Here is an 18,798-nt window from a genome sequence, read left to right as displayed (position 1 = left end):
ACGTGTGCCCGAAGGGGCTCAACCCGACCAAGGCGATCGGCAAGATCAAGGAATTGATGGTGCGACGGGCGGTTTGATCCCCGCACCGTAAGGAAAAAAAGCGCAGTCTCGAAAGAGGCTGCGCTTTTTTTTATCTGCGATATGCGCCGATGCATTGAAGTGATTGCATAGCTAACCATCTCGCACCAGACGATATTTCAATCTTGTAATGAGACTGTCGTCTCACTAGAATGAATTGGAAAGCGTGACCTGTGCAAGGAGGCAATCATGACGCTGACTGCTGTCGAGATGGACCGCAAGATCGAAGAGCATTTCGGTTTTGAACGAAGCGACGATGTCGAAGGCGTGCTCGCCACGCTCACCGACGATGTCGAGCACGATGTCGTTGGCTGGCCTGCCGGTCCGGCGCACGGACGCGAGCGCGCGCGGCCGTTCTACGAAGCGTTGTTTGCCGATCTGTCGGAGAGCCGGGTCGAGTGCTTGCGCCGTCTGTATGGGGACGGCTTTGTCATCGACGAGTCGTTGTGGCGCGGCAAGGCGCCGGGCCGGCCGTTCGGGCTCGAAGGCCGTGGGCGTCCGCTGGAATTTCGCATGCTGCATGTCGTCGAATTCAGCGAAAGCGGACAGATTCGCCGTGAAAACGTGTGGGTCGATCTCGCGGCGATCATCGGTCAGTTGCCGCAGGCTTGATATGGCGAAGTCCGAACCGAAGACCCGCGGCAATCAGAAGCAGCGCACGCGCAAGGATCTGCTGAAGGCGGCATCGGCGCTGATGAAGCAAGGGCGCAAGCCCGGGCTGGAAGAGGTCGCGGCAGAAGCGCTCGTGTCGCGTGCGACGGCGTATCGGCATTTCCCGAGCATCGATGCGCTCTTACTCGAAGCATCGCTCGATGTCGACACGCCCGTTGCGAGCCAGCTATTTTCGGCGCGCGCATCGGCCGATCCGGTCGCGCGATTGTTGCGTATCGACGCCGCGCTCAACGACATGATTCTTGCGAACGAAGCACCGTTGCGCATGATGCTCGCGCATTCGCTGGAGCGGGCGGCGAAGGGCGAATCGCAGGACGACATGCCGCTGCGGCAGAATCGCCGCACACCGCTGATCGAGTCCGCGCTCGAACCCGCGCAAGACGAGTTCAGTCCCGCCGCGCTCGACACGCTCACGCAGGCGCTCGCGCTTGTCATCGGCACGGAGGCGATGATCGTCTGCAAGGACGTGCTGCAACTCGACGACGCACGCGCGCGCAAGGTCAGACGCTGGGCGATTCGCGCGCTGGTGCAGGCGGCGCGTCGAAGCGGAATGGACGAAGCAGGTATGGGATAATCCCAAAATTCGCGCCCACCCGACCCAAAAGGTCGCGGATGCCGCGCGCAAGGGCCCTCACCCCTCGTGGCCCGCTTTCATTCGCGACATTCCAACCGCAACCACGATGCCCACATACCGTTCCAAAACCTCCACCGCCGGACGCAACATGGCGGGCGCGCGCTCCCTCTGGCGCGCCACCGGCATGAAAGACGAAGATTTCTCGAAGCCGATCATCGCCGTCGTCAACTCGTTCACCCAGTTCGTGCCGGGGCACGTTCATCTGAAAGACCTGGGCCAGCTCGTCGCGCGTGAGATCGAAGCCGCGGGCGGCGTGGCGAAGGAGTTCAACACGATCGCGGTCGACGACGGCATCGCGATGGGTCACGACGGCATGCTGTACTCGCTGCCGAGCCGCGACATCATCGCGGATTCGGTCGAATACATGGTCAACGCGCATTGCGCCGACGCCATGGTCTGCATCTCGAACTGCGACAAGATCACGCCGGGCATGTTGATGGCCGCGATGCGCCTGAACATTCCCGTCATTTTCGTTTCGGGCGGCCCGATGGAAGCGGGCAAGACGCGCCTCGCGAATCCGAAGACGAAGGCCATCGAACTGAAGAAGCTCGATCTCGTCGATGCGATGGTGATCGCCGCCGACCAGTCGTATTCCGATGCGGAAGTCGCCGAAGTCGAGCGCTCCGCGTGCCCGACATGCGGCTCGTGCTCGGGCATGTTCACGGCCAACTCGATGAACTGCCTCACCGAAGCGCTCGGTCTCTCGCTGCCCGGCAACGGCACCGTCGTCGCGACGCACGCCGACCGCGAGCAGTTGTTCAAGCGCGCGGGACGCGGCATCGTCGAACTGGCGCGCCGTTATTACGAGCAGGAAGAGGCGCGCGTGCTGCCGCGCTCGGTCGGCTTCAAGGCGTTCGAGAACGCGATGACGCTCGATATCGCGATGGGCGGCTCGACCAACACCATTCTTCACTTGCTGGCGATCGCGCGCGAAGCCGAAATCGACTTCACGATGAAGGACATCGATCGTCTGTCGCGCACCGTGCCGCAGCTGTGCAAGGTCGCGCCGAACACGAACAAGTATCACATCGAAGACGTGCATCGCGCGGGCGGCATCATGGCGATCCTCGGCGAACTGGATCGCGCGGGCAAGCTGCATACCGACGTGCCGACCGTGCACGCGCCGACGCTGAAAGACGCGCTCGCGCAATGGGACGTCAAGCTCACCGACGACGAAGCCGTCAAGACGTTCTACATGGCAGGTCCCGCAGGCGTGCCGACGCAAGTCGCGTTCAGCCAGAACACGCGCTGGCCGAGCCTCGATACGGATCGCGCCGAAGGCTGCATTCGCTCGTACGAGCACGCGTTCTCGAAGGAAGGCGGCCTTGCGGTGCTGACGGGCAACATCGCGCTGGATGGCTGCGTCGTGAAGACGGCGGGCGTCGATGAAAGCATTCTCGTGTTCGAAGGCACGGCGCACGTCACCGAGTCGCAGGACGAAGCCGTCGAGAACATCCTCAATGACAAGGTGAAGGCGGGCGATGTCGTCATCGTTCGATACGAAGGTCCGAAGGGCGGGCCCGGCATGCAGGAAATGCTGTACCCGACGAGCTACATCAAGTCGAAGGGTCTCGGCAAGGCATGCGCGCTGCTGACGGACGGACGTTTCTCGGGCGGCACATCGGGCCTGTCGATCGGTCATTGCTCGCCGGAAGCGGCGGCGGGCGGGGCGATCGGCCTTGTGCGCGACGGCGACAAGATTCGCATCGACATTCCGAATCGCACGATCGACGTGCTGCTCTCCGACGATGAACTCGCGCGCCGTCGCGAAGAGCAGAACGCGAAGGGCTGGAAGCCCGCGAAGCAGCGTCCGCGCAAGGTGTCGGCTGCGCTGAAGGCGTATGCGAAGCTGGTGATGTCGGCGGACAAGGGCGCGGTGCGCGACTTGTCCTTGCTCGACGATTGAGGCTTTAAAGCGCCAGGGAAAGCCGCTCGATGAGCGGCTTTTTTTATCGCAACTTCAATCGCCCAGCAACCTCGGCAACTCCAGCAAAGTACGATGCGCGCCGCCTTGCTCGACCGCATCCGCATACGTCGCGCGCACGGCGCCGGCGATCGCATCGACGGCGTTGTTGTCGCCGGCCATCGTCACGTAGTAGCCGAGATCCTTCAACGCATTGGACATGTGAAACGGCATGCCCGACGGATCGCCGTCGATAAGCGACGGACGCAGCCGCTCGAGCGCCGCGCCACCACCGCCGCCTTTCGCGAGGACATCGACGAAAGTCTGCGCATCGACGCCCGCGCGTTTCGCGCAGGCCGCCGCTTCCGAGATCAGCGCGATCGTGCCGAGCGACACGAAGTTGTGCAACAGCTTCATGCTGTGTCCCGCGCCCACATCGCCGACGAGCGTCACGTTCTCCGCATAGGTACGCAGCAACGGCTCGATGCGCGCGAACAGCTCGGCCGAAGCGCCGACCAGCAGATTCAGCCGCCCTTCATGCGCTTCCTTCGCGGTGCGCGTCATGGGCGCATCGACGAAGAGGCCGCCCGCTTCCTTCACGAGCGCCGCCATGCGCTGCGTCGATGCGGGCACCGCCGTCGAGCAGTCGATGACGATCGCGCCCGGCTGCAATCCCGCGAGCACGCCATCGGGCGCGGTCAGTACCGCTTCGACTTCGGGCGAGCCCGTCACGCACAGAATGACGATGTCCGATGCGCGCGCGAGCGCCTCGCCGTTCGCGACGGTCTTCACGCCGCCCGCGAGCAGTTCGTCGAGCGGCTGATTGCCGGGATGCTCGACGACCGTCAGCGGAAAACCATGCTTCATCACGTTACGCGCGATGCCGTGCCCCATCAGGCCGACACCGATCATGCCGATGCGTTGCTTCATGCTGTGTCTCTCTTCATGTTGTCGTGTAAGTTTGAAAATGCTCAGCGGTTCACGAGGCGCTTGGGCAGCAGCATCGTGAGAACGATGCCGAGCGCGAGGCAGCCGACCATCGAGAAGATCGGCAGCGTCATGCCGCCGGAAGCCTGCTTCAGAAAGCCGACTACATATGGGCCGAAGAAGCCGCCGAGATTGCCGAACGCGCTGATCCATGCGATGCCGACCGCCGCCGCGGCCTGTCCGAGCACGGCCGTCGGCATGCTCCAGAAGAGCGGCGGAAACGACAGCAATCCCGCATTCGCGATGCACAGCGCGATCATGCCGAGCCACAGGTTGTCATGCCAGAGCACCGACAGCGACAAGCCCACCGCGCCCATCAGCAGCAGCGCCGCGACGTGCAAGCGCCGCTCGCCGCGCTTGTCCGCGCTGCGGCCGAACATGACCATCACGACGACCGCGACGGCGTTCGGCAATGCGGCGAGTGCGCCGATCGCGAAGTCGCCGGAGATGCCCATCGACTTGATCATCGTCGGGGCCCAGAAGGTGTAGCCGTAGATGCCGAAGACATCGAGAAAATAGATGAGGCAGAACGCCCACACGAGCGCGCTGGTGAAGAGGCCCTTGTGATTCGATTGCGCCGTTACCGCGCGATCCTCGGCGAGCACGCGCGACAACAACGCGCGATCCGTTTCGCTGAAACGCGGGCTTTGGGTGACGTCGTCGTCGAGTCCCTTCCATGTATAGACCGCCGCGAGAAACGCGGGCAATGCCTCGACGATGAAGATCCACTTCCAGCCTGGCAACTGCATGAGACCATCGAAGTACTGCATGATGAAGCCCGTCAGCGGCGAACCGATGAGACCCGCCAGCGCGAGCGCCGCATAGAACATGCTGAGGATGCGCGCGCGGCGGTTGCGCGGAAACGACTGGCCGATATAGAAGACGATCGCCGGAATGAAGCCCGCTTCCGCGACGCCGAGCAGGCTGCGCATCACATAGAACTGCATGGGCGTGGAGACGAAGGCCGTGAGGCCCGACACGATGCCCCACGACAGAATGATGCGCGTGATCCATCGGCGCGCGCCGACGCGTTGCAGGACGATGTTGCTCGGCACTTCGAAGACCACATAGCCGAGAAAGAAGATGCCCGCGCCGAAGCCGAACACGGCATCGGAGAAACCGAGTTGCTGCGCCATCTGCAGCTTCGCGAAGCTCACATTCACGCGATCGATGTACGACGTGATGTACGCGAACATCAGGATCGGCAGGATTTGCAGCGCGAGGCGGCGAAAGATCTGGTCCGCGGTGGCCGCATCGTGTGACGCAGCGGGCGATGCCGCGCCTTGCGGCATGTTGGTCGCATCGATTTCCACGTCTGTCTCCGTATTTGTTTTTGCGTCCCTGCTCGCGCGGGACGCGGCGGGACAGAAGAAATGTAGCGGCTGCTGAGCGCGAGTGATATGCGAAATCGTTGAAGCGGGCTTTCGAATAGTTCGAACACGGGGTGGAGGGCGGGGCGGGGTTTGATCCGGGTTTTCCTGTATGGCCCCGCGACGCAGTGAGTGTTCGCTGTAGACAGCGAGTTGAAAGATTGTGCGATCTGGCTTCCTCACACCGATCGGACCGGTGAGAAGAGTTGAATTTTCTCTCGATTCTTCAAGTCTGCTGCTCAAAGGCAATTTCTCATTCTTTCAATCACGCGCTTCGATCTCATGGTATGGGCGATGTCCGAATTCTGATTTCTTTAATCAATAGGTCGTGAAACAAATACCGATCAGCCGGGTTGACCTATTTGTGATGCAATCCTAAATTCATCGGTCCAAAGAAAAACGATTAATGCTTGAGTTCGTTGAACAGAATAAGGATCGCGGCGCGTCTACGTATGAAGCTCGATGACGGCGCTCCGGAATTCACGGAAACGCTGATCGACAACCTGTACGAACATGCGGCGCGCGCGATTCCATCGCTGTCGATCATCGAATGCACGCCGATTGGTCGCGGAGTTGCTTCGGCAACGCAGATTCCCGCGGGGGCCGCCGTGCGGTCGACGCCCGTCGGTCCGGATCAGATCAAGTGTCTCTATCGGACGACGCAGACGGTGAAGTTGTTGCCACTTTCGGTCGAAGATGCAGAGATCGCGGTCCGCGATGGCGGACGCACCGTGATTCGCCTTACGTTCCGGTTGTGGCTTGGCGAGCAACGCGAGGCGGTTGATTTGTCGCGCATCCGTCTTTACTTGCACGGCGACCGGCCTGCCGCCTCCGCGCTGTACGCGGCGCTGACGCGCCAAGTCGAATCGATCAGCCTGCGCCTGCCTACAGTGCGCGATGGCGAGTTGCAACCGCTCGAAGACGTGCGCTTCGAAGCGGCAGGCTTTGGTCCGTCCGCGCGGCTGTGGCCGGTCACGGAGCCCGAGCGTGACCGCGGGCTGGATCGCGAACAGACGCTGTTGGAATACTTCGTGTTCCCGCAGAAATTCAACTTCGTCGATCTATGCGGCTTCGATGCGTCGATGCTGCCGATGGGTGAATCGCAAATGACCTTCGAGATCGAACTGAACGCTCGCGTGCCTGGCGACTATCCGGTCAGTCGCGACAGCTTTCGTCTCTTCTGCACGCCCGTGATCAATCTGTTCGAAGTGGACGCGTTGCCGCTGCGGCCGACAGACCGGCATGACCGCGAGCATCGCGTACGTCTGCAGCAGGATGTGGCGGGGCACGTCGAGCCGTATCACGTGCTCGCGGTGACGGCGGCCGATCCGGAAGACAGCGCGCGCCACGCCTACGGCGCATTCACGAGCTTCCGCCATCGCGGCTGGACGCTGCGCTACGAGAAGCCTGAGCGGTATTTCCATACCTCGATGCGCTTTGGCGTAACCGGCCGCGAACTCTGGGTGACGCTTTCCGGTTCGCTCTGGGAGCGCTTCCATGCGGATACCCGACACGATGAGAATCGTCCAAAGCCGGACGGCTACCTGACGGTTCGCGCGCTCGCGAACAACGGACGCCTGCCGCGCATGGCGCTGTCCGAGGCGACGATCAACGAGACCGTGTCGGGTTTTACCGGCATCGCTTCCGTGCGCAATCTGACAGCGCCGACTTTGCCGCTCTATCCTCCGCGCTATCACCCGGAGTACGACTGGCGCGTGCTCGGGCACTACACGGCAGGCGGCGCGAATGAGTTGAACATGTTGGGGATGGGCGGCGCGGTGGTGCTCCGTGAGGCGCTGGAGCTCTACGACTGGTCACACGACGAAAGCATCGCGCGACGCATCGATGCGATTCGAGACGTGCGGCTGTCCGAGCATGAAAGCGTGGGAAAGGGGCCTATGCGCTTCGAGATTCGCGTTCACGTTCGGCTCGATGCGAGTGCGTTTGACGGACCCGGCGATGCGACGCTCTTCGGCGATGTGCTGAGCCGCTTCGTTGGCCGCTATGCAAGCTTCCATCACGCGACGCGGCTCGTGCTGAATATCGACGGCAAGGACACGCTTTTTCCGCTCATGGAATTCGAGGGTGCGCCTTTCTAATAGCCGCATCGCTCAGGGTTTTCCTGTATCCCTCCACGCCACAGCAACCCCAACTCAATGCCATACTCCCCGGAATAAACTTCCACGGAGCATCCGGTTTTGTTCGATCTCACGTCGCTGGCTCTCTTTCTGCGCGCCGTCGAAATGGGCAGCCTGTCCAAGGCGGCGCAGCAATCGCATATGTCGCTATCGACGGCGAGCCGGCGCATCGCGCTGCTCGAACATCACTTTCGCGTGGGGCTTCTGAATCGCACGTCGGCGGGTGTCGAGCCCACGCCGGCCGGCGAAGCGCTCGCGCGTCACGCCACGGAACTGCTGCTCAGGACCGACGCGATCTATAGCGAGCTATCCGATTACACCAAAGGCTCCGTCGGCCGCGTGCGCGTGTTCGCCAATATCTCCGCGATCAGCCAGGACTTGCCCGATCATCTGCGTGCGTTCTCCCAGCGCTATCAGGACATCAAGCTGCATATCAGCGAATTGCGCAGCATGGACATTCTTCAGGCGCTGCGCGAAGGGCGCGCGGATGTCGGCGTGGTGACGTCGCAGAGCGGCATGGAAGGCATTCGCCTCGCGCCATATTGCACGGATCGCATCAGCGTCGTCGTGCCCGAAGATCACGTTCTGCAAGGCGATCAGATCGATTTCGCCGCGCTGCTCGAGCACGATATCGTCGGTCTGGACGATAAGGCCGAAGTCACGCGCATGCTCGTCAAGGAAGCCGCGCTCGCGGGCCGCACGATCCGCTTTCGCGTACAGGTGCAAAGCTTCGAAGGCATGTGCAGGCTGATCGCGGCGGGGCAGGGCATCGGCGTGTTGCCCGAAGGCGCGGTGCGGCTCTTTCGCGAACCCATGCGTCTGCGCTTCATTCGCCTGACGAATCCGTGGGCCGAGCGCGTGATGTCGGTCGGCATACGCGTGGGCGCGGCGCCTTTGCCCGCGCGCAGGCTCTTCGATTATCTGAGCGGACTCGCGCCCGCATCGCTCGTCGCGCCCGGCGGGGAACGCGCCGCAAGCTGAGCCCTTGCGGATATTCGAAGACTCCCGTTTCTGGATTCGCACTTCCGCAGCAACAACGCCTCCGCTAGATTTCCCCTCAGATCAAACGTCGAAAACGAGGAGACAGAGCGCAATGGCAACGACACATCACATCGCCGTCATTCCGGGCGATGGCATCGGCAAGGAAGTCATGGTCGAAGGGCTGCGCGTGCTGAAGGCCGCCGCCGCGCGCTACGACATCGCGCTCGATTTCGACGAGTTCGCATCATGGTGCACCGAGCATTACGTCCAGCACGGCACGATGATGCCCGCCGACTGGGACAAGCAGATCGGCAAGCACGACGCGATCTTCTTCGGCGCGGTCGGCACGCCCGACATCGTGCCGGACCATACGGCGGTGTGGGAATCGATCATCAGGATTCGCCGCGAGTTCGATCAATACGTGAACCTGCGTCCCGTGCGGCTGATGCCCGGCGTGCCTTCGCCGCTCGCCAATCGCAAGCCCGGCGACATCGACTTTCTGGTCGTGCGCGAGAACACCGAAGGCGAGTATTCGTCGGTCGGCGGACGCATGTTCGAAGGCACGGAGCGCGAGTTCGCGACGCAGCAGGCGGTCTTCACGCGCACGGGCGTCGATCGCATTCTCGACTTCGCGTTCAAGCTCGCGCAGAGCCGTCCGAAGAAGCAGCTCACCGCCGCGACCAAATCGAACGGCATCTCCATCACGATGCCGTACTGGGACGAGCGCCTTGCCGAAGCGGCGAAGCGCTATCCGGACATCGCGATGAACAAGTTTCACATCGACATTCTGTGCGCCCATTTCGTGCAGCATCCTGACCGTTTCGATGTCGTGGTCGCGTCGAATCTCTTCGGCGACATTCTTTCCGATCTCGGTCCCGCATGCACGGGCACCATCGGCATCGCGCCTTCGGCGAACCTGAATCCCGAGCGGCGCTTTCCATCGCTCTTCGAGCCGGTACATGGATCGGCACCCGATATCGCGGGCAAGGGCATCGCCAATCCGATCGGGCAGATCTGGTCGGCCGCGCTGATGCTCCAGCATCTCGGACGCGGCGACGCGCGCTACGAAGCGGCGGCGAAGACCATCGTGTCGGCCATCGAAAGCGTGCTCGAAAACGGCCCGCGCACGCCCGACATGGGCGGCACGGCGAACACCATCGAAGTCGGCAAGGCGATCGCCGAAGCCGTCACCGAACATGCACTGATCACGGAGTAAGCATGGAATACCGTCACTTCATCGGCAACGCGTGGAAAGCGGGCGACAACGGCGAATCGCTCGATGTCATCGATCCGAGCACCGGCGAGCCGTTCGCGGCGATCGCACGCGGCAACGCCGCCGATATCGCCACGGCTGTCCACGCAGCGCGCAGCGCAATGGGCGATGCGCTCGACGGTCCGTGGGCGAAGCTCTCGCCTGTCGAGCGCTCGAACCTGCTGTTCGCCTATGCGAACGCCGTTCTCGAACACGCCGACGAACTCGCGCAACTCGAAGCGCGCGACACCGGCAAGGCGCTCAAGACCGCGCGCACCGATGCGGCCGTGCTCGCGCGCTATCTGCAGTATTACGCGGGTTGCGTCGACAAGCTGCACGGCGAAACGCTGCCCTATACGACCGGCTTTACCGTGCTGACGGTACGCGAGCCGATCGGCGTGACGGGCCACATCATTCCGTGGAATTACCCGATGCAGATCTACGGCCGCAGCGTCGGCGCGTCGCTCGCGGCGGGCAATGCGTGCGTCGTGAAGCCCGCCGAGGACGCGAGCCTGTCGATCCTGCGGCTCGCAGAAATCGCCGCCGACGTCGGCTTTCCGGCTGGCGCGATCAACGTCGTCACCGGACTCGGCAGCGAGGCGGGCGCGGCGCTGTCGGCGAACGAAGGCATCGGTCATGTCTCGTTCACCGGCTCGACCGCGACGGGCGCGCTCGTCGGACGCACGGCGGCGGAACGTCATTGCCCGAGCGTGCTCGAACTCGGCGGCAAGTCACCGCAACTCGTTTTCGACGATGCCGATCTCGACGAAGCCGTGCCCGTGATCCAGAACGCGATCGTGCAGAACGCCGGACAAACGTGTTCGGCGGGCAGCCGTCTGCTGGTTCAGCGCGGCATCTACGAAACCGTGATCGAACGTCTCGCGCAGCGTTTCGAAGCGCTGCGTTCCGGGCCGCCCGCGATGGACCTCGACATGGGTCCGCTCGTCAACGCGAAGCAACATGCGCGTGTGCGCAGCATCGTCGAGCAGGCGGAAGGTGAAGGCATTCGCGTCGCGGCGCGCGGCAAGATCGTCGTGGAAGCGTCGCGCAATGGCTTCTTCCAGGAAGCGGTGCTGTTTCGCGACGTGCCGCCGCAAAGCCGGCTCGCGCAGGAGGAAGTCTTCGGCCCGGTGCTCGCGGTAATGCCCTTCGACGACGAAGCCGAAGCCGTGAAGCTCGCCAATGGCACGAACTACGGTCTCGTCGCGGGCGTGTGGACGCGCGACGGTTCGCGCGGCCTGCGACTCGCGCGCAAGCTGCAGGCGGGCCAGGTGTTCATCAACAACTATGGCGCGGGCGGCGGCGTCGAGTTGCCGTTCGGCGGCGTGAAGGCGAGCGGGCATGGACGCGAGAAGGGCTTCGAAGCGCTGTACGGCTTCACGAGCCTGAAGACCATCGCGATCAGGCACGGCTGAGTCTCGCGCGGGTTCACATCATCATGGCGACTCTCAACATCATCGGCGCGGGGCGGGTCGGCGCGACGCTCGGCAATCTGATCGTCGCGAACCGCGTGCTCGATATCGGCGATGTATGCGACAGCGATCTCGCGCATGCGCATGAAGCGGTCGATTTCATCGGCGCGGGCCGGGCGCTCGACGACATCGCCGCGATGCATCCCGCGGATATCTGGCTGCTCTCGGTGCCCGATGCACGCATCGCGGACGTGGCGCAAGCGCTTGCGGCGCATCGCAAGCATGATGCGCCTACGATTGCCGTGCATTGCAGCGGCGCGCTCGACGCCGACACGCTCGCGCCCTTGCGCGCGCTCGGCTGGAGCGTGGCGAGCGCGCATCCGATGCTGAGCTTCGCGAAGCCCGGCACGGCCGTGTTCCAGTTCGAAGGCACGCCATGCGGACTCGAAGGCGATCGCGCCGCCCGCGATGCATGGAGCGAGATTCTCGCGGCCATCGGCGCGCGCTGCTTCGATATCGAGCCGGGCAGCAAGGCGCTTTATCACGCGGCGGCGGTCGTCGCATCGAACTTTCTGCCGATACTCGCGGCGATGTCCGTCGAGATGTGGCAGGCGGCCGGCATTCCGCAAGCGCTCATCGAAGACATGATGCACACGCTCACGCGCAATGCCGCCACCAACGTCGTTTCGCTCGGGCCGAAGGATGCGTTGACCGGTCCGGCGGCGCGCGGCGATCGCGCGGTCGTGGAAGTGCAATCGCAGGCGATCGGCGCGTGGGACACGGTATCGCGCGATGCCTACGACGCGCTCTCGACGCTCGCCACGCGCCTCGCGCTGACGGGCAAGGTGCGAGGGTAATTGGCGCGATCAAACAGCGAAATCCGTCGAACTCGATGACTCACGCCACGCGTCCGTTTCTGCTTCGACATGCGCGTTCTTCTCCGCGATGGCCTTCAGCGTGTCGGTGCCGAGCGCGAGGCGCAGCGGCGGCGTTGCGCATCGGCGAGCGTGATGAGCGGCGTGCGGTCATTGATCAGGGGATATCGCCGCAAGCCACAGCGCCTGTTGCAGAGCGTCGAACCGGCGCTTGCGGTGCTCACGTCTGCCATCGCGGATGCGAAGAACGCGAAGGAAGACATCGCCCGGCCGTTGCGCATCAGCGCGCCGAAAGCGCTCGGTATTTTTTTCGCCGTCGCGCATATCCGCGAAGGACGTCTCGTACCCTTGCTCACGCGTCAAATGACGCAGCGCGAATCGATCTACATCTACTATCGGCATCGAACGGAGCGGCCGCTTCGCGTGCGAACGTTCATCGACTTCACGATCGCAAAGCTCGCGGGAAACGCCGATTTCTGCCTTACGCCGACGCGATTGCGCGCGCTAGCGAAATGAACGGCCCGATTCCCTGCGATATCGCGAAGCGCCGATTAGAATCCATCTTGCCTTTGCATCCTCCATTTCACGCAAGCTACCGGAGCCACGCAATGAAGATGATCAATGCGCTCAGATTTGCCGCCGTTGCATCAGCGATAGCCTTTTCCGTCAACGTATGGTCGCAGACCAGCGATGCGGGATCGACCCAGTCCGCGACGCCTTCGGCGAGCGCGGGAAGCTCCAAATCGACGGCGCGCAAAGCCAACCGCGCGCTCAGCAAGAAGGTGTCTCAGGCATTGCAAAAAGGCGGCATCGACACGAACGGCATGAATGTGATCGCCAAGAACGGCGCGATCACGCTCGCCGGTCACGCAGCCGATGGCGAGCAGATCGACCAGGCGGCGTCGATCGCGAAAGGCGTGGACGGCGTGAAGTCGGTGAAGAATGTTCTGACGATTCAGGAAGGCGGGCAGTAACACACTGCCTCTGAGCGCGCGCTCGCGCATGTCATGAACTCGTTCCTGGATGTCGGCGATCGCGAACGGCAACGCCTGCCGTTTCGCGAATCGCTGCTCGCGATGCTCGGCATCGCGTTCGTCACGATGCTCGTCGCGCTCGATCAGACCATCGTCGGGACCGCGATGCCGCGCATCGTCGCCGAACTCAAGGGCTTCGATCTGTACGCGTGGGTCGCGACGTCGTACATGCTCGCGTCCGTCATCACGATTCCGATCTTCGGGCGGCTCGGCGACCTTTACGGACGAAAGCCGTTTCTGCTCGCGGCGATCGTGCTGTTCACGCTGGCGTCGGTGCTGTGCGGATTCGCCGACAGCATGCTGTTCCTGGTGATTGCGCGCGGCGTGCAGGGCATCGGCGGCGGCATTCTGCTCGGCACGGTGTTCGCCGCCGTCGCCGATCTCTTTCCCGATCCGAAGCTGCGTCTGCGCTGGCTCGTGCTCGTCACGTCGACGTTCGGCGTCGCCAACGTGATCGGCCCGACGCTCGGCGGCATGCTCACGCAGATGCGCGGCTGGCGGCTCGTGTTTTTCGTCAACGTGCCAATCGGCATCGTCTCGCTAATGTTCGTGCTGATGTTCGTGCCGAACCTGCATCATGCGAAGACGCGTGGACGGATTCAGCTCGACTGGCTCGGCGCGTGCGTCGTCGCGGTGACGCTCGGCGCATTGCAACTGCTGATCGAACTGCTGCCGAAAGAAGGCGTCTCGCGCACGACGATCGTGCTTGCGCTCGTCACGCTCCTGTTCGGCGCGACACTGTACTTCTGGGAAAAGCGCATGGGCTATCCCGTCGTGCCCGTCGACGTGCTGATGGACCGCAAGCTCGCCGCGCTTTTCGCGATCTCCGTGCTCGGCGGCTTCGCGCTCTTCTCGATGGCCTTCTACATTCCGCTGCTGTTTCAGGGCGGCTATGGCATGTCGCCGCACGATTCGGGCATGCTCATCACGCCGCTGCTGCTCGGCACGACCGTCGGCAGCATGATCAACAACCGCATCGTCACGCGCATCCCGCGTGCGAACGTGCTGATGTATGCGGGCTTCGCGCTTTCCGTGGCCGGCTGTCTCGCGCTCGTCTCGCTCGATGGTCACGAACCGCATGCCGTCTGGATGGCGTGCATGGGCGCGAGCGGACTCGGTCTCGGGCTCGTCGCGACGAATCTCACCATCTGCTCGCAACAGATCGTCGCGCGCGAGCAGATCGGCGCGGTCACGGCGTTGCTGCAATCGCTGCGCATTTTCGGCGGCATGCTGGGCACCGCGATCACCGGCGCGCTGCTCGGGCATCTCTATGCGCAAAACGTGCATCGTCCGCTCGATTCGTATCAGGCGACGCAGTGGCTCAAATCGTTCGCGAGCCCGGACCTGCTGATCGACCGTGCGGAACAGTCTGCGCTGATCGAACGCCTCGTCGCGGCGGGCCAAGCGGCCGATGCGATGACGATGATGCACTCGGCGCGCATGGCGCTCGTCGCGTCGATTCACGTCGGGCTCGTGGTCGCCGCGATGGCGGCGTTCGTCGGCCTCTGTCTCGCGTGGTTCGTGCCTGCGGTGCGCGTCGATTATGGCGATGCGAAAGGACAAAGCGCGTGACGTTTGCCGAACGACCATGCGAAACGGTGTCAGCGTTTGCCGCCGAGCGCCTTCACAATGTGTCTCGTCGGCTCGGTGGTCGCGAGTCGTGAAATTTCCGACATATGAACCCAGCGGCAGCGAGAGATTTCATTGCTCGCGCGCGGCTTTGCGTTCTTCGGCACATCGCAGAAGAAGACGTGATGATGCTTCTGCCTTCCACGATGCTGAAACAGGAATTTCGCCGACTTGCCCGCGAGACACGTTTCTTCCTTGAGTTCGCGAAGCGCGGCGTCCGAAAGATGCTCGCCTCGCTTGAGCATGCCGCCGGGCAGCGCCCACTTGGTGCGACGTCGCGCCACCAGAAGTATCCGGTTGCCCTTCCGACAAATGACGGTGGCTCGCTTCCTCAAACCGACTCCGTTATCTATAAGCTATGTCCTGTCAACGGACCCAGTGTACCCAACCGTTTTTTCATTGTGGAGCATCCGATGACAGCGGCATTTTCCGTATTGGGCATGAAGCAAGACATGTTCCGCTCGCCCCGCGCAGCGGGTATGCATGTTGCGTAACCGGGTCATTCGGTAACAGGGAGCGATCATGGACGATCGAACGCGCATCACGGCCGAAGCCAGATTCGGCGATCTCGCGTCGCCGCTGATCGACGAGGCGATGCAGCACGCTGCCACGCTCGACGGAAACACGGACCCGGAAGTGCTTCACAAGCTGCGTGTTGCGTTGCGCAGGCTGCGCACTTTGTTCTGGGCATACCGGCCTTTGCTGGACGAAGAATTCGATACGCGTCAGCGCGCGCTGTTCAGGTATCTCGCGACATCGGCGGGCAGCGCGCGGGACTGGGACATTCTGATCGAATTGCTGCATGAACTCGATGTCGAAGGATTCGACGAAACGGTGAAGGCGCATCGGGCTAACGTGCTCGCGACGAGCATCGAAAATCTCGCCAACGCGGACATGAAGCATGTGCTGCTGAGCGGATTGAAGGAAGCGAATCATCAGCTCAACACGGGACCGCAACGCGTGCCGGTCGAACGGTTCGCGAAGAAGCGCATCGGCGCGGCGCGCAGTCAGCTGAAGAAGCGCATCAAGCGGGCGTTGCGCGCGAAACAGTCGGACTATGCTGCGTATCACGAAGTGCGCAAGGCGGGAAAGAAGGTGCGTTATCTGATCGAGTTTTTCGAGCCGGATATCCCGGCGAAACTGCGCGCCGAGGTGAAGAGCCTCAAGCGGCTTCAAAAGCGCTTCGGCGCGTTGAACGATGTCGTTGCGAGCCGCGATTTGCTTTCGAATTCACGAGGCGAATTCGCCGACGATGCCAGCGAAAAGCACGCGTTACGTGCGCTGAAGGCGGAGCAGAAACATCGCTTCAAAGCTGCGAGAAAAGCGATTCGTTGATATCGTCGTGATCGCATATCTGCCGAAAGGATGTTGTCATCATGGCGCGCAACGAATACGTTGTCTTCAAGGGCACGGTCAAGCTCGGCGTCCCCTTTCTTCAGGGCTATAAGGGCGATCCGCATTACGTGATCGTCAGCGAGGACGCGAACGGCAAGCCATTCGACATCGTCACCAACGTGAAATCCGATAGCTCGCTGACGGGGCCAGCGGGTTATCTCGTGCTGTATGTCTGGAATCGATACTTCGATCATCCGATGACGGCCGATCTCGACAAGCTGTCGGCGGGTGTGTCGACAGCGAACTTCCCGAAGCTCGATTACGTGCACGATTCGCGACTCGTCGATCTCGACGCGATGCGCCCGATCCCGCTCGACACCAAGGACGAGAAGAACGATATCAATGCGCTTCTCAACGAGATGCTGCAACTGGACATGTCGGCGAACGGCGTCGATTACGTCTACGAAACGCCGAGCTATAGCGACGATCGCCTCGGATGGAAGCCGACGAAAGACGTGACCGTCTATGGCTTTGGCTTCCTGTTCGAGCCGGGGAAGGACGGGCTGCACGAGACGCATATGAATCAGGGCAACCCGAAGCCGGGCAAGGGCACGCATGTCAAGGACCACTCGAACGAGAACGGCGTGTTTCAGGACGGCGCGGTCATGATCGAAGTGGACGGCAAGTTTCAGGCGCTGTTCGTCGCGTTCCAGACGCAGCTCGTGCCGACGGACAGCCGTGGCCGCCCGATACCGGGCCAGTCGCATCCCATTCTGCATGGCAAGACGTGATCGATCGCGCGGGAAACGCGCAGGTTGACGTACGCGCGACGAGGGCTTTGAGCCGATTCGCGCGATGACAGGCACAATACGATGAATCCCCATCCGGATTCGCCCGCAGAGGCCGCCGGCCTTCGCTCATTCGTCGTTGTCATGAACCACGCTCATCCTTCGAAGAATTCCCCGCAATTCCTGCTGTTTCTGGTTTGCCTGTTCGCGTCGGCGGGGCAGCTCGCCATCGATATCTACGTGCCCGCGTTGCCCGCGATGGCGCGTTACTTCGCCACGTCGCCCCAGGCGATCCAGTCGAGCGTCTCCGGCTACATGGCGGCGTATGCGATCGGTCAACTGGTCTTCGGCCCCATCGCCGATGCGTACGGGCGCAAAAAAGTGCTGGCGTTCGGGCTCGTCGTCTTCACGCTCGGCTGCTTACTGTCGCTCGCGGCGACGAACCTCGAAACCTTCCTGCTCGCGCGGTGCCTGCAAGGCTTCGGCATCGCGGCGACCAACCTGCTCGCGAAGGCGATCATCACCGATTCGTTCAAGGGCCTGGCGCTGCTGCACGCGTTCACCTACATGTCGATCGCGTGGGGGCTCGCGCCGATCGTGGCGCCCGTGATCGGCGCGCACTTGCAGGAATGGTTCGGCTGGAAGTCGTGCCTCGTCTTTCTGCTCATCTATTCGATCGTGATGTGGACGCTCATATGGCGCTATCGCGAGACCTTGCAGAAGCCGGTGCATCTCGCGCCGCGCACGCTGTTCACGAATGCGGGCAAGGTGTTGTCGAGCCGCGTTTTCCAGAGCTGTTTTCTCGCGCAAGGGCTGTGCTACAGCATCCTGCTCGTGTTCAACATCGTCGGCCCCTTCATGGTGCAGAACACGCTGCACAAGCCGCCGACGTACTTCGGCTATCTCGCGCTCGCCATCGGCATGATGTATTTCCTCGGCGGGCTGTCGAACCGCGTGCATGGCGCGCGTCTGCCGAGCGCGGAGCAACGGCTGCGCATCGGCGCGCGCGTGATGGCGGGCGCATCGGTCGTCATGCTGCTGCTCTCGCTGACGGTCGGCCTCACCGTATGGACGTTGTCCGCGCCGGTGCTCGTGATGGGCTTCTGCGCCGGCGCGATGTACCCGACGCTGATGGCAAAGGGCAATTCGCTCTTTCCGCATATCGCGGGCCTTACCGCGGCGATTCTCGGCTGCTCGCTCTTGCTCGTGTCGTCGGTGATGATGGGTCTCGCGGGCTTCGTGTCGGTGCAGATTCTCACGCCCCTCGCGGCGTTCTTCGTGATTCTCGCGTTCACCGTCGTCGCGATGGTGACGTTGCTGCTGCGCCATCTGGAGCAGTCGCAGGCCACGGGCACCGTGCGGGAAGGCGTCGACGCAGCCTGATGCGCCAAAGCGGTGCGGCCTGCAATGCATTGCAGAAAAGCTTGTTTGTCCAAGTCTTTTTGAAGGCTTAGATTCGAGCTGTTCATGCATCGAGGAGGCGAGCCATGCCGCACTTCCTGACTCACTACTGGCAGGCGCTTTCGGGCCCTTCGCAGCGTGCGCGTGAGCGTTCGGCCAACGACGCTCACGCCGCGAGCGAAACCACGCGCGCCGAGCAGCTCGAGCACATTTCCGTCTACGCGCGCGCGGGATATTTCAACATGGGCTATACCGTGGATGCGTTTCAGTTGCCCGGAGAATCGCCGCTGCACTGAAGCGCACGAACGA

The 18,798-nt window shown here is 62.7% G+C and carries 17 protein-coding genes and 2 pseudogenes; 15 read left to right on the top strand and 4 right to left on the bottom strand.

What is annotated here, in order from left to right; translation table 11 throughout:
• From sdhB to ilvD, 4 genes and pseudogenes are all read left to right on the top strand, one after another.
• Positions 1-77: pseudogene (gene sdhB / locus NCS00_RS28080) on the top strand (succinate dehydrogenase iron-sulfur subunit); the annotation flags it as partial.
• 190 nt (positions 78-267) lie between these two features.
• Entirely contained in the window at positions 268-690 is a 423-nt protein-coding gene (locus NCS00_RS28075; RefSeq protein WP_008347086.1) for a nuclear transport factor 2 family protein, read from the top strand.
• Position 691: 1 nt separating this feature from the next.
• A complete protein-coding gene (locus tag NCS00_RS28070) occupies positions 692-1,324 on the top strand; it encodes a TetR/AcrR family transcriptional regulator (protein ID WP_250441557.1) in 633 nt (210 codons plus the stop codon).
• A gap of 106 nt (positions 1,325-1,430) precedes the next feature.
• Positions 1,431-3,290 (top strand): dihydroxy-acid dehydratase, encoded by a 1,860-nt coding sequence (gene ilvD, locus NCS00_RS28065; RefSeq protein ID WP_175981275.1) that lies wholly within the window; start codon positions 1,431-1,433, stop codon positions 3,288-3,290.
• Between the two features lie 54 nt (positions 3,291-3,344).
• Here ilvD and NCS00_RS28060 read toward each other — a convergent pair whose 3' ends face one another.
• Together NCS00_RS28060 and NCS00_RS28055 are read right to left on the bottom strand one after the other, a co-directional pair.
• Positions 3,345-4,256, bottom strand: a complete 912-nt coding sequence (locus tag NCS00_RS28060) for an NAD(P)-dependent oxidoreductase (protein ID WP_350029737.1) — start codon at positions 4,254-4,256, stop codon at positions 3,345-3,347.
• 2 nt (positions 4,257-4,258) lie between these two features.
• Complete coding sequence (locus tag NCS00_RS28055) at positions 4,259-5,587, bottom strand: MFS transporter (RefSeq protein ID WP_250441555.1); 1,329 nt, start codon at positions 5,585-5,587, stop codon at positions 4,259-4,261.
• 467 nt (positions 5,588-6,054) lie between these two features.
• Between NCS00_RS28055 and tssF the strand changes: the two genes are divergently transcribed.
• The 5 genes from tssF (at position 6,055) to NCS00_RS28030 (ending at position 12,284) form a co-directional block, all read left to right on the top strand.
• A complete protein-coding gene (gene tssF / locus NCS00_RS28050) occupies positions 6,055-7,743 on the top strand; it encodes a type VI secretion system baseplate subunit TssF (protein WP_350029736.1) in 1,689 nt (562 codons plus the stop codon).
• A 99-nt stretch (positions 7,744-7,842) separates the two neighbouring features.
• Complete coding sequence (locus NCS00_RS28045) at positions 7,843-8,763, top strand: LysR family transcriptional regulator (RefSeq protein ID WP_175981393.1); 921 nt, start codon at positions 7,843-7,845, stop codon at positions 8,761-8,763.
• Between the two features lie 112 nt (positions 8,764-8,875).
• A complete protein-coding gene (locus NCS00_RS28040; RefSeq protein ID WP_250441553.1) occupies positions 8,876-9,979 on the top strand; it encodes a tartrate dehydrogenase in 1,104 nt (367 codons plus the stop codon).
• A 2-nt stretch (positions 9,980-9,981) separates the two neighbouring features.
• Entirely contained in the window at positions 9,982-11,430 is a 1,449-nt protein-coding gene (locus NCS00_RS28035; protein ID WP_250441552.1) for an aldehyde dehydrogenase family protein, read from the top strand.
• Positions 11,431-11,453: 23 nt separating this feature from the next.
• Entirely contained in the window at positions 11,454-12,284 is an 831-nt protein-coding gene (locus NCS00_RS28030; RefSeq protein WP_008347056.1) for a Rossmann-like and DUF2520 domain-containing protein, read from the top strand.
• A 9-nt stretch (positions 12,285-12,293) separates the two neighbouring features.
• Here the strand turns inward: NCS00_RS28030 and NCS00_RS28025 are convergent.
• Positions 12,294-12,419, bottom strand: a pseudogene (locus tag NCS00_RS28025) (short-chain dehydrogenase/reductase); the annotation flags it as partial.
• 491 nt (positions 12,420-12,910) lie between these two features.
• On the opposite strand from NCS00_RS28025, the gene NCS00_RS28015 reads away from it, so the two are divergent.
• Positions 12,911-13,276 carry a BON domain-containing protein gene (locus tag NCS00_RS28015; protein ID WP_250437445.1) on the top strand — a complete coding sequence of 122 codons (366 nt, stop codon included), beginning with the start codon at positions 12,911-12,913 and terminating at the stop codon, positions 13,274-13,276.
• A gap of 33 nt (positions 13,277-13,309) precedes the next feature.
• Positions 13,310-14,908, top strand: a complete 1,599-nt coding sequence (locus NCS00_RS28010; RefSeq protein WP_008347047.1) for an MFS transporter — start codon at positions 13,310-13,312, stop codon at positions 14,906-14,908.
• A 29-nt stretch (positions 14,909-14,937) separates the two neighbouring features.
• Here NCS00_RS28010 and NCS00_RS28005 read toward each other — a convergent pair whose 3' ends face one another.
• The gene (locus NCS00_RS28005; protein ID WP_250441551.1) at positions 14,938-15,300 is read right to left on the bottom strand and encodes an NUDIX hydrolase; all 363 of its coding nucleotides are present in this window, start codon (positions 15,298-15,300) and stop codon (positions 14,938-14,940) included.
• Positions 15,301-15,487: 187 nt separating this feature from the next.
• Between NCS00_RS28005 and NCS00_RS28000 the strand changes: the two genes are divergently transcribed.
• From NCS00_RS28000 to NCS00_RS27985, 4 genes are all read left to right on the top strand, one after another.
• Complete coding sequence (locus tag NCS00_RS28000; protein ID WP_008347044.1) at positions 15,488-16,300, top strand: CHAD domain-containing protein; 813 nt, start codon at positions 15,488-15,490, stop codon at positions 16,298-16,300.
• A 41-nt stretch (positions 16,301-16,341) separates the two neighbouring features.
• A complete protein-coding gene (locus NCS00_RS27995; RefSeq protein ID WP_034470221.1) occupies positions 16,342-17,091 on the top strand; it encodes a DUF2278 family protein in 750 nt (249 codons plus the stop codon).
• A 141-nt stretch (positions 17,092-17,232) separates the two neighbouring features.
• The gene (locus NCS00_RS27990) at positions 17,233-18,471 is read left to right on the top strand and encodes a multidrug effflux MFS transporter (protein ID WP_175981403.1); all 1,239 of its coding nucleotides are present in this window, start codon (positions 17,233-17,235) and stop codon (positions 18,469-18,471) included.
• A 104-nt stretch (positions 18,472-18,575) separates the two neighbouring features.
• Complete coding sequence (locus NCS00_RS27985) at positions 18,576-18,785, top strand: hypothetical protein (protein ID WP_008347038.1); 210 nt, start codon at positions 18,576-18,578, stop codon at positions 18,783-18,785.
• The last annotated feature ends 13 nt before the right edge of the window (positions 18,786-18,798 follow it).

The sequence above is a fragment of the Caballeronia sp. AZ1_KS37 genome (assembly GCF_023631165.1).
Lineage (GTDB): Bacteria > Pseudomonadota > Gammaproteobacteria > Burkholderiales > Burkholderiaceae > Caballeronia > Caballeronia zhejiangensis.
The sequence above is the reverse complement of the archived record's forward strand: the minus strand, read 5'-3'. Positions and strand labels throughout refer to the sequence as shown.

What these genes read in the sequence shown, in the direction of transcription:
- NCS00_RS28075 (WP_008347086.1), top strand. Translation starts at nt 268, where the DNA reads ATGACGCTGACTGCTGTCGAGATGGACCGCAAGATCGAAGAGCATTTC.
- NCS00_RS28035 (WP_250441552.1), top strand. Translation starts at nt 9,982, where the DNA reads ATGGAATACCGTCACTTCATCGGCAACGCGTGGAAAGCGGGCGACAAC.
- NCS00_RS28015 (WP_250437445.1), top strand. Translation starts at nt 12,911, where the DNA reads ATGAAGATGATCAATGCGCTCAGATTTGCCGCCGTTGCATCAGCGATA.
- NCS00_RS28010 (WP_008347047.1), top strand. Translation starts at nt 13,310, where the DNA reads ATGAACTCGTTCCTGGATGTCGGCGATCGCGAACGGCAACGCCTGCCG.
- NCS00_RS27995 (WP_034470221.1), top strand. Translation starts at nt 16,342, where the DNA reads ATGGCGCGCAACGAATACGTTGTCTTCAAGGGCACGGTCAAGCTCGGC.
- NCS00_RS28040 (WP_250441553.1), top strand. Translation starts at nt 8,876, where the DNA reads ATGGCAACGACACATCACATCGCCGTCATTCCGGGCGATGGCATCGGC.
- NCS00_RS27990 (WP_175981403.1), top strand. Translation starts at nt 17,233, where the DNA reads ATGAACCACGCTCATCCTTCGAAGAATTCCCCGCAATTCCTGCTGTTT.
- NCS00_RS28000 (WP_008347044.1), top strand. Translation starts at nt 15,488, where the DNA reads ATGGACGATCGAACGCGCATCACGGCCGAAGCCAGATTCGGCGATCTC.
- ilvD (WP_175981275.1), top strand. Translation starts at nt 1,431, where the DNA reads ATGCCCACATACCGTTCCAAAACCTCCACCGCCGGACGCAACATGGCG.
- NCS00_RS28070 (WP_250441557.1), top strand. Translation starts at nt 692, where the DNA reads ATGGCGAAGTCCGAACCGAAGACCCGCGGCAATCAGAAGCAGCGCACG.
- NCS00_RS27985 (WP_008347038.1), top strand. Translation starts at nt 18,576, where the DNA reads ATGCCGCACTTCCTGACTCACTACTGGCAGGCGCTTTCGGGCCCTTCG.
- NCS00_RS28030 (WP_008347056.1), top strand. Translation starts at nt 11,454, where the DNA reads ATGGCGACTCTCAACATCATCGGCGCGGGGCGGGTCGGCGCGACGCTC.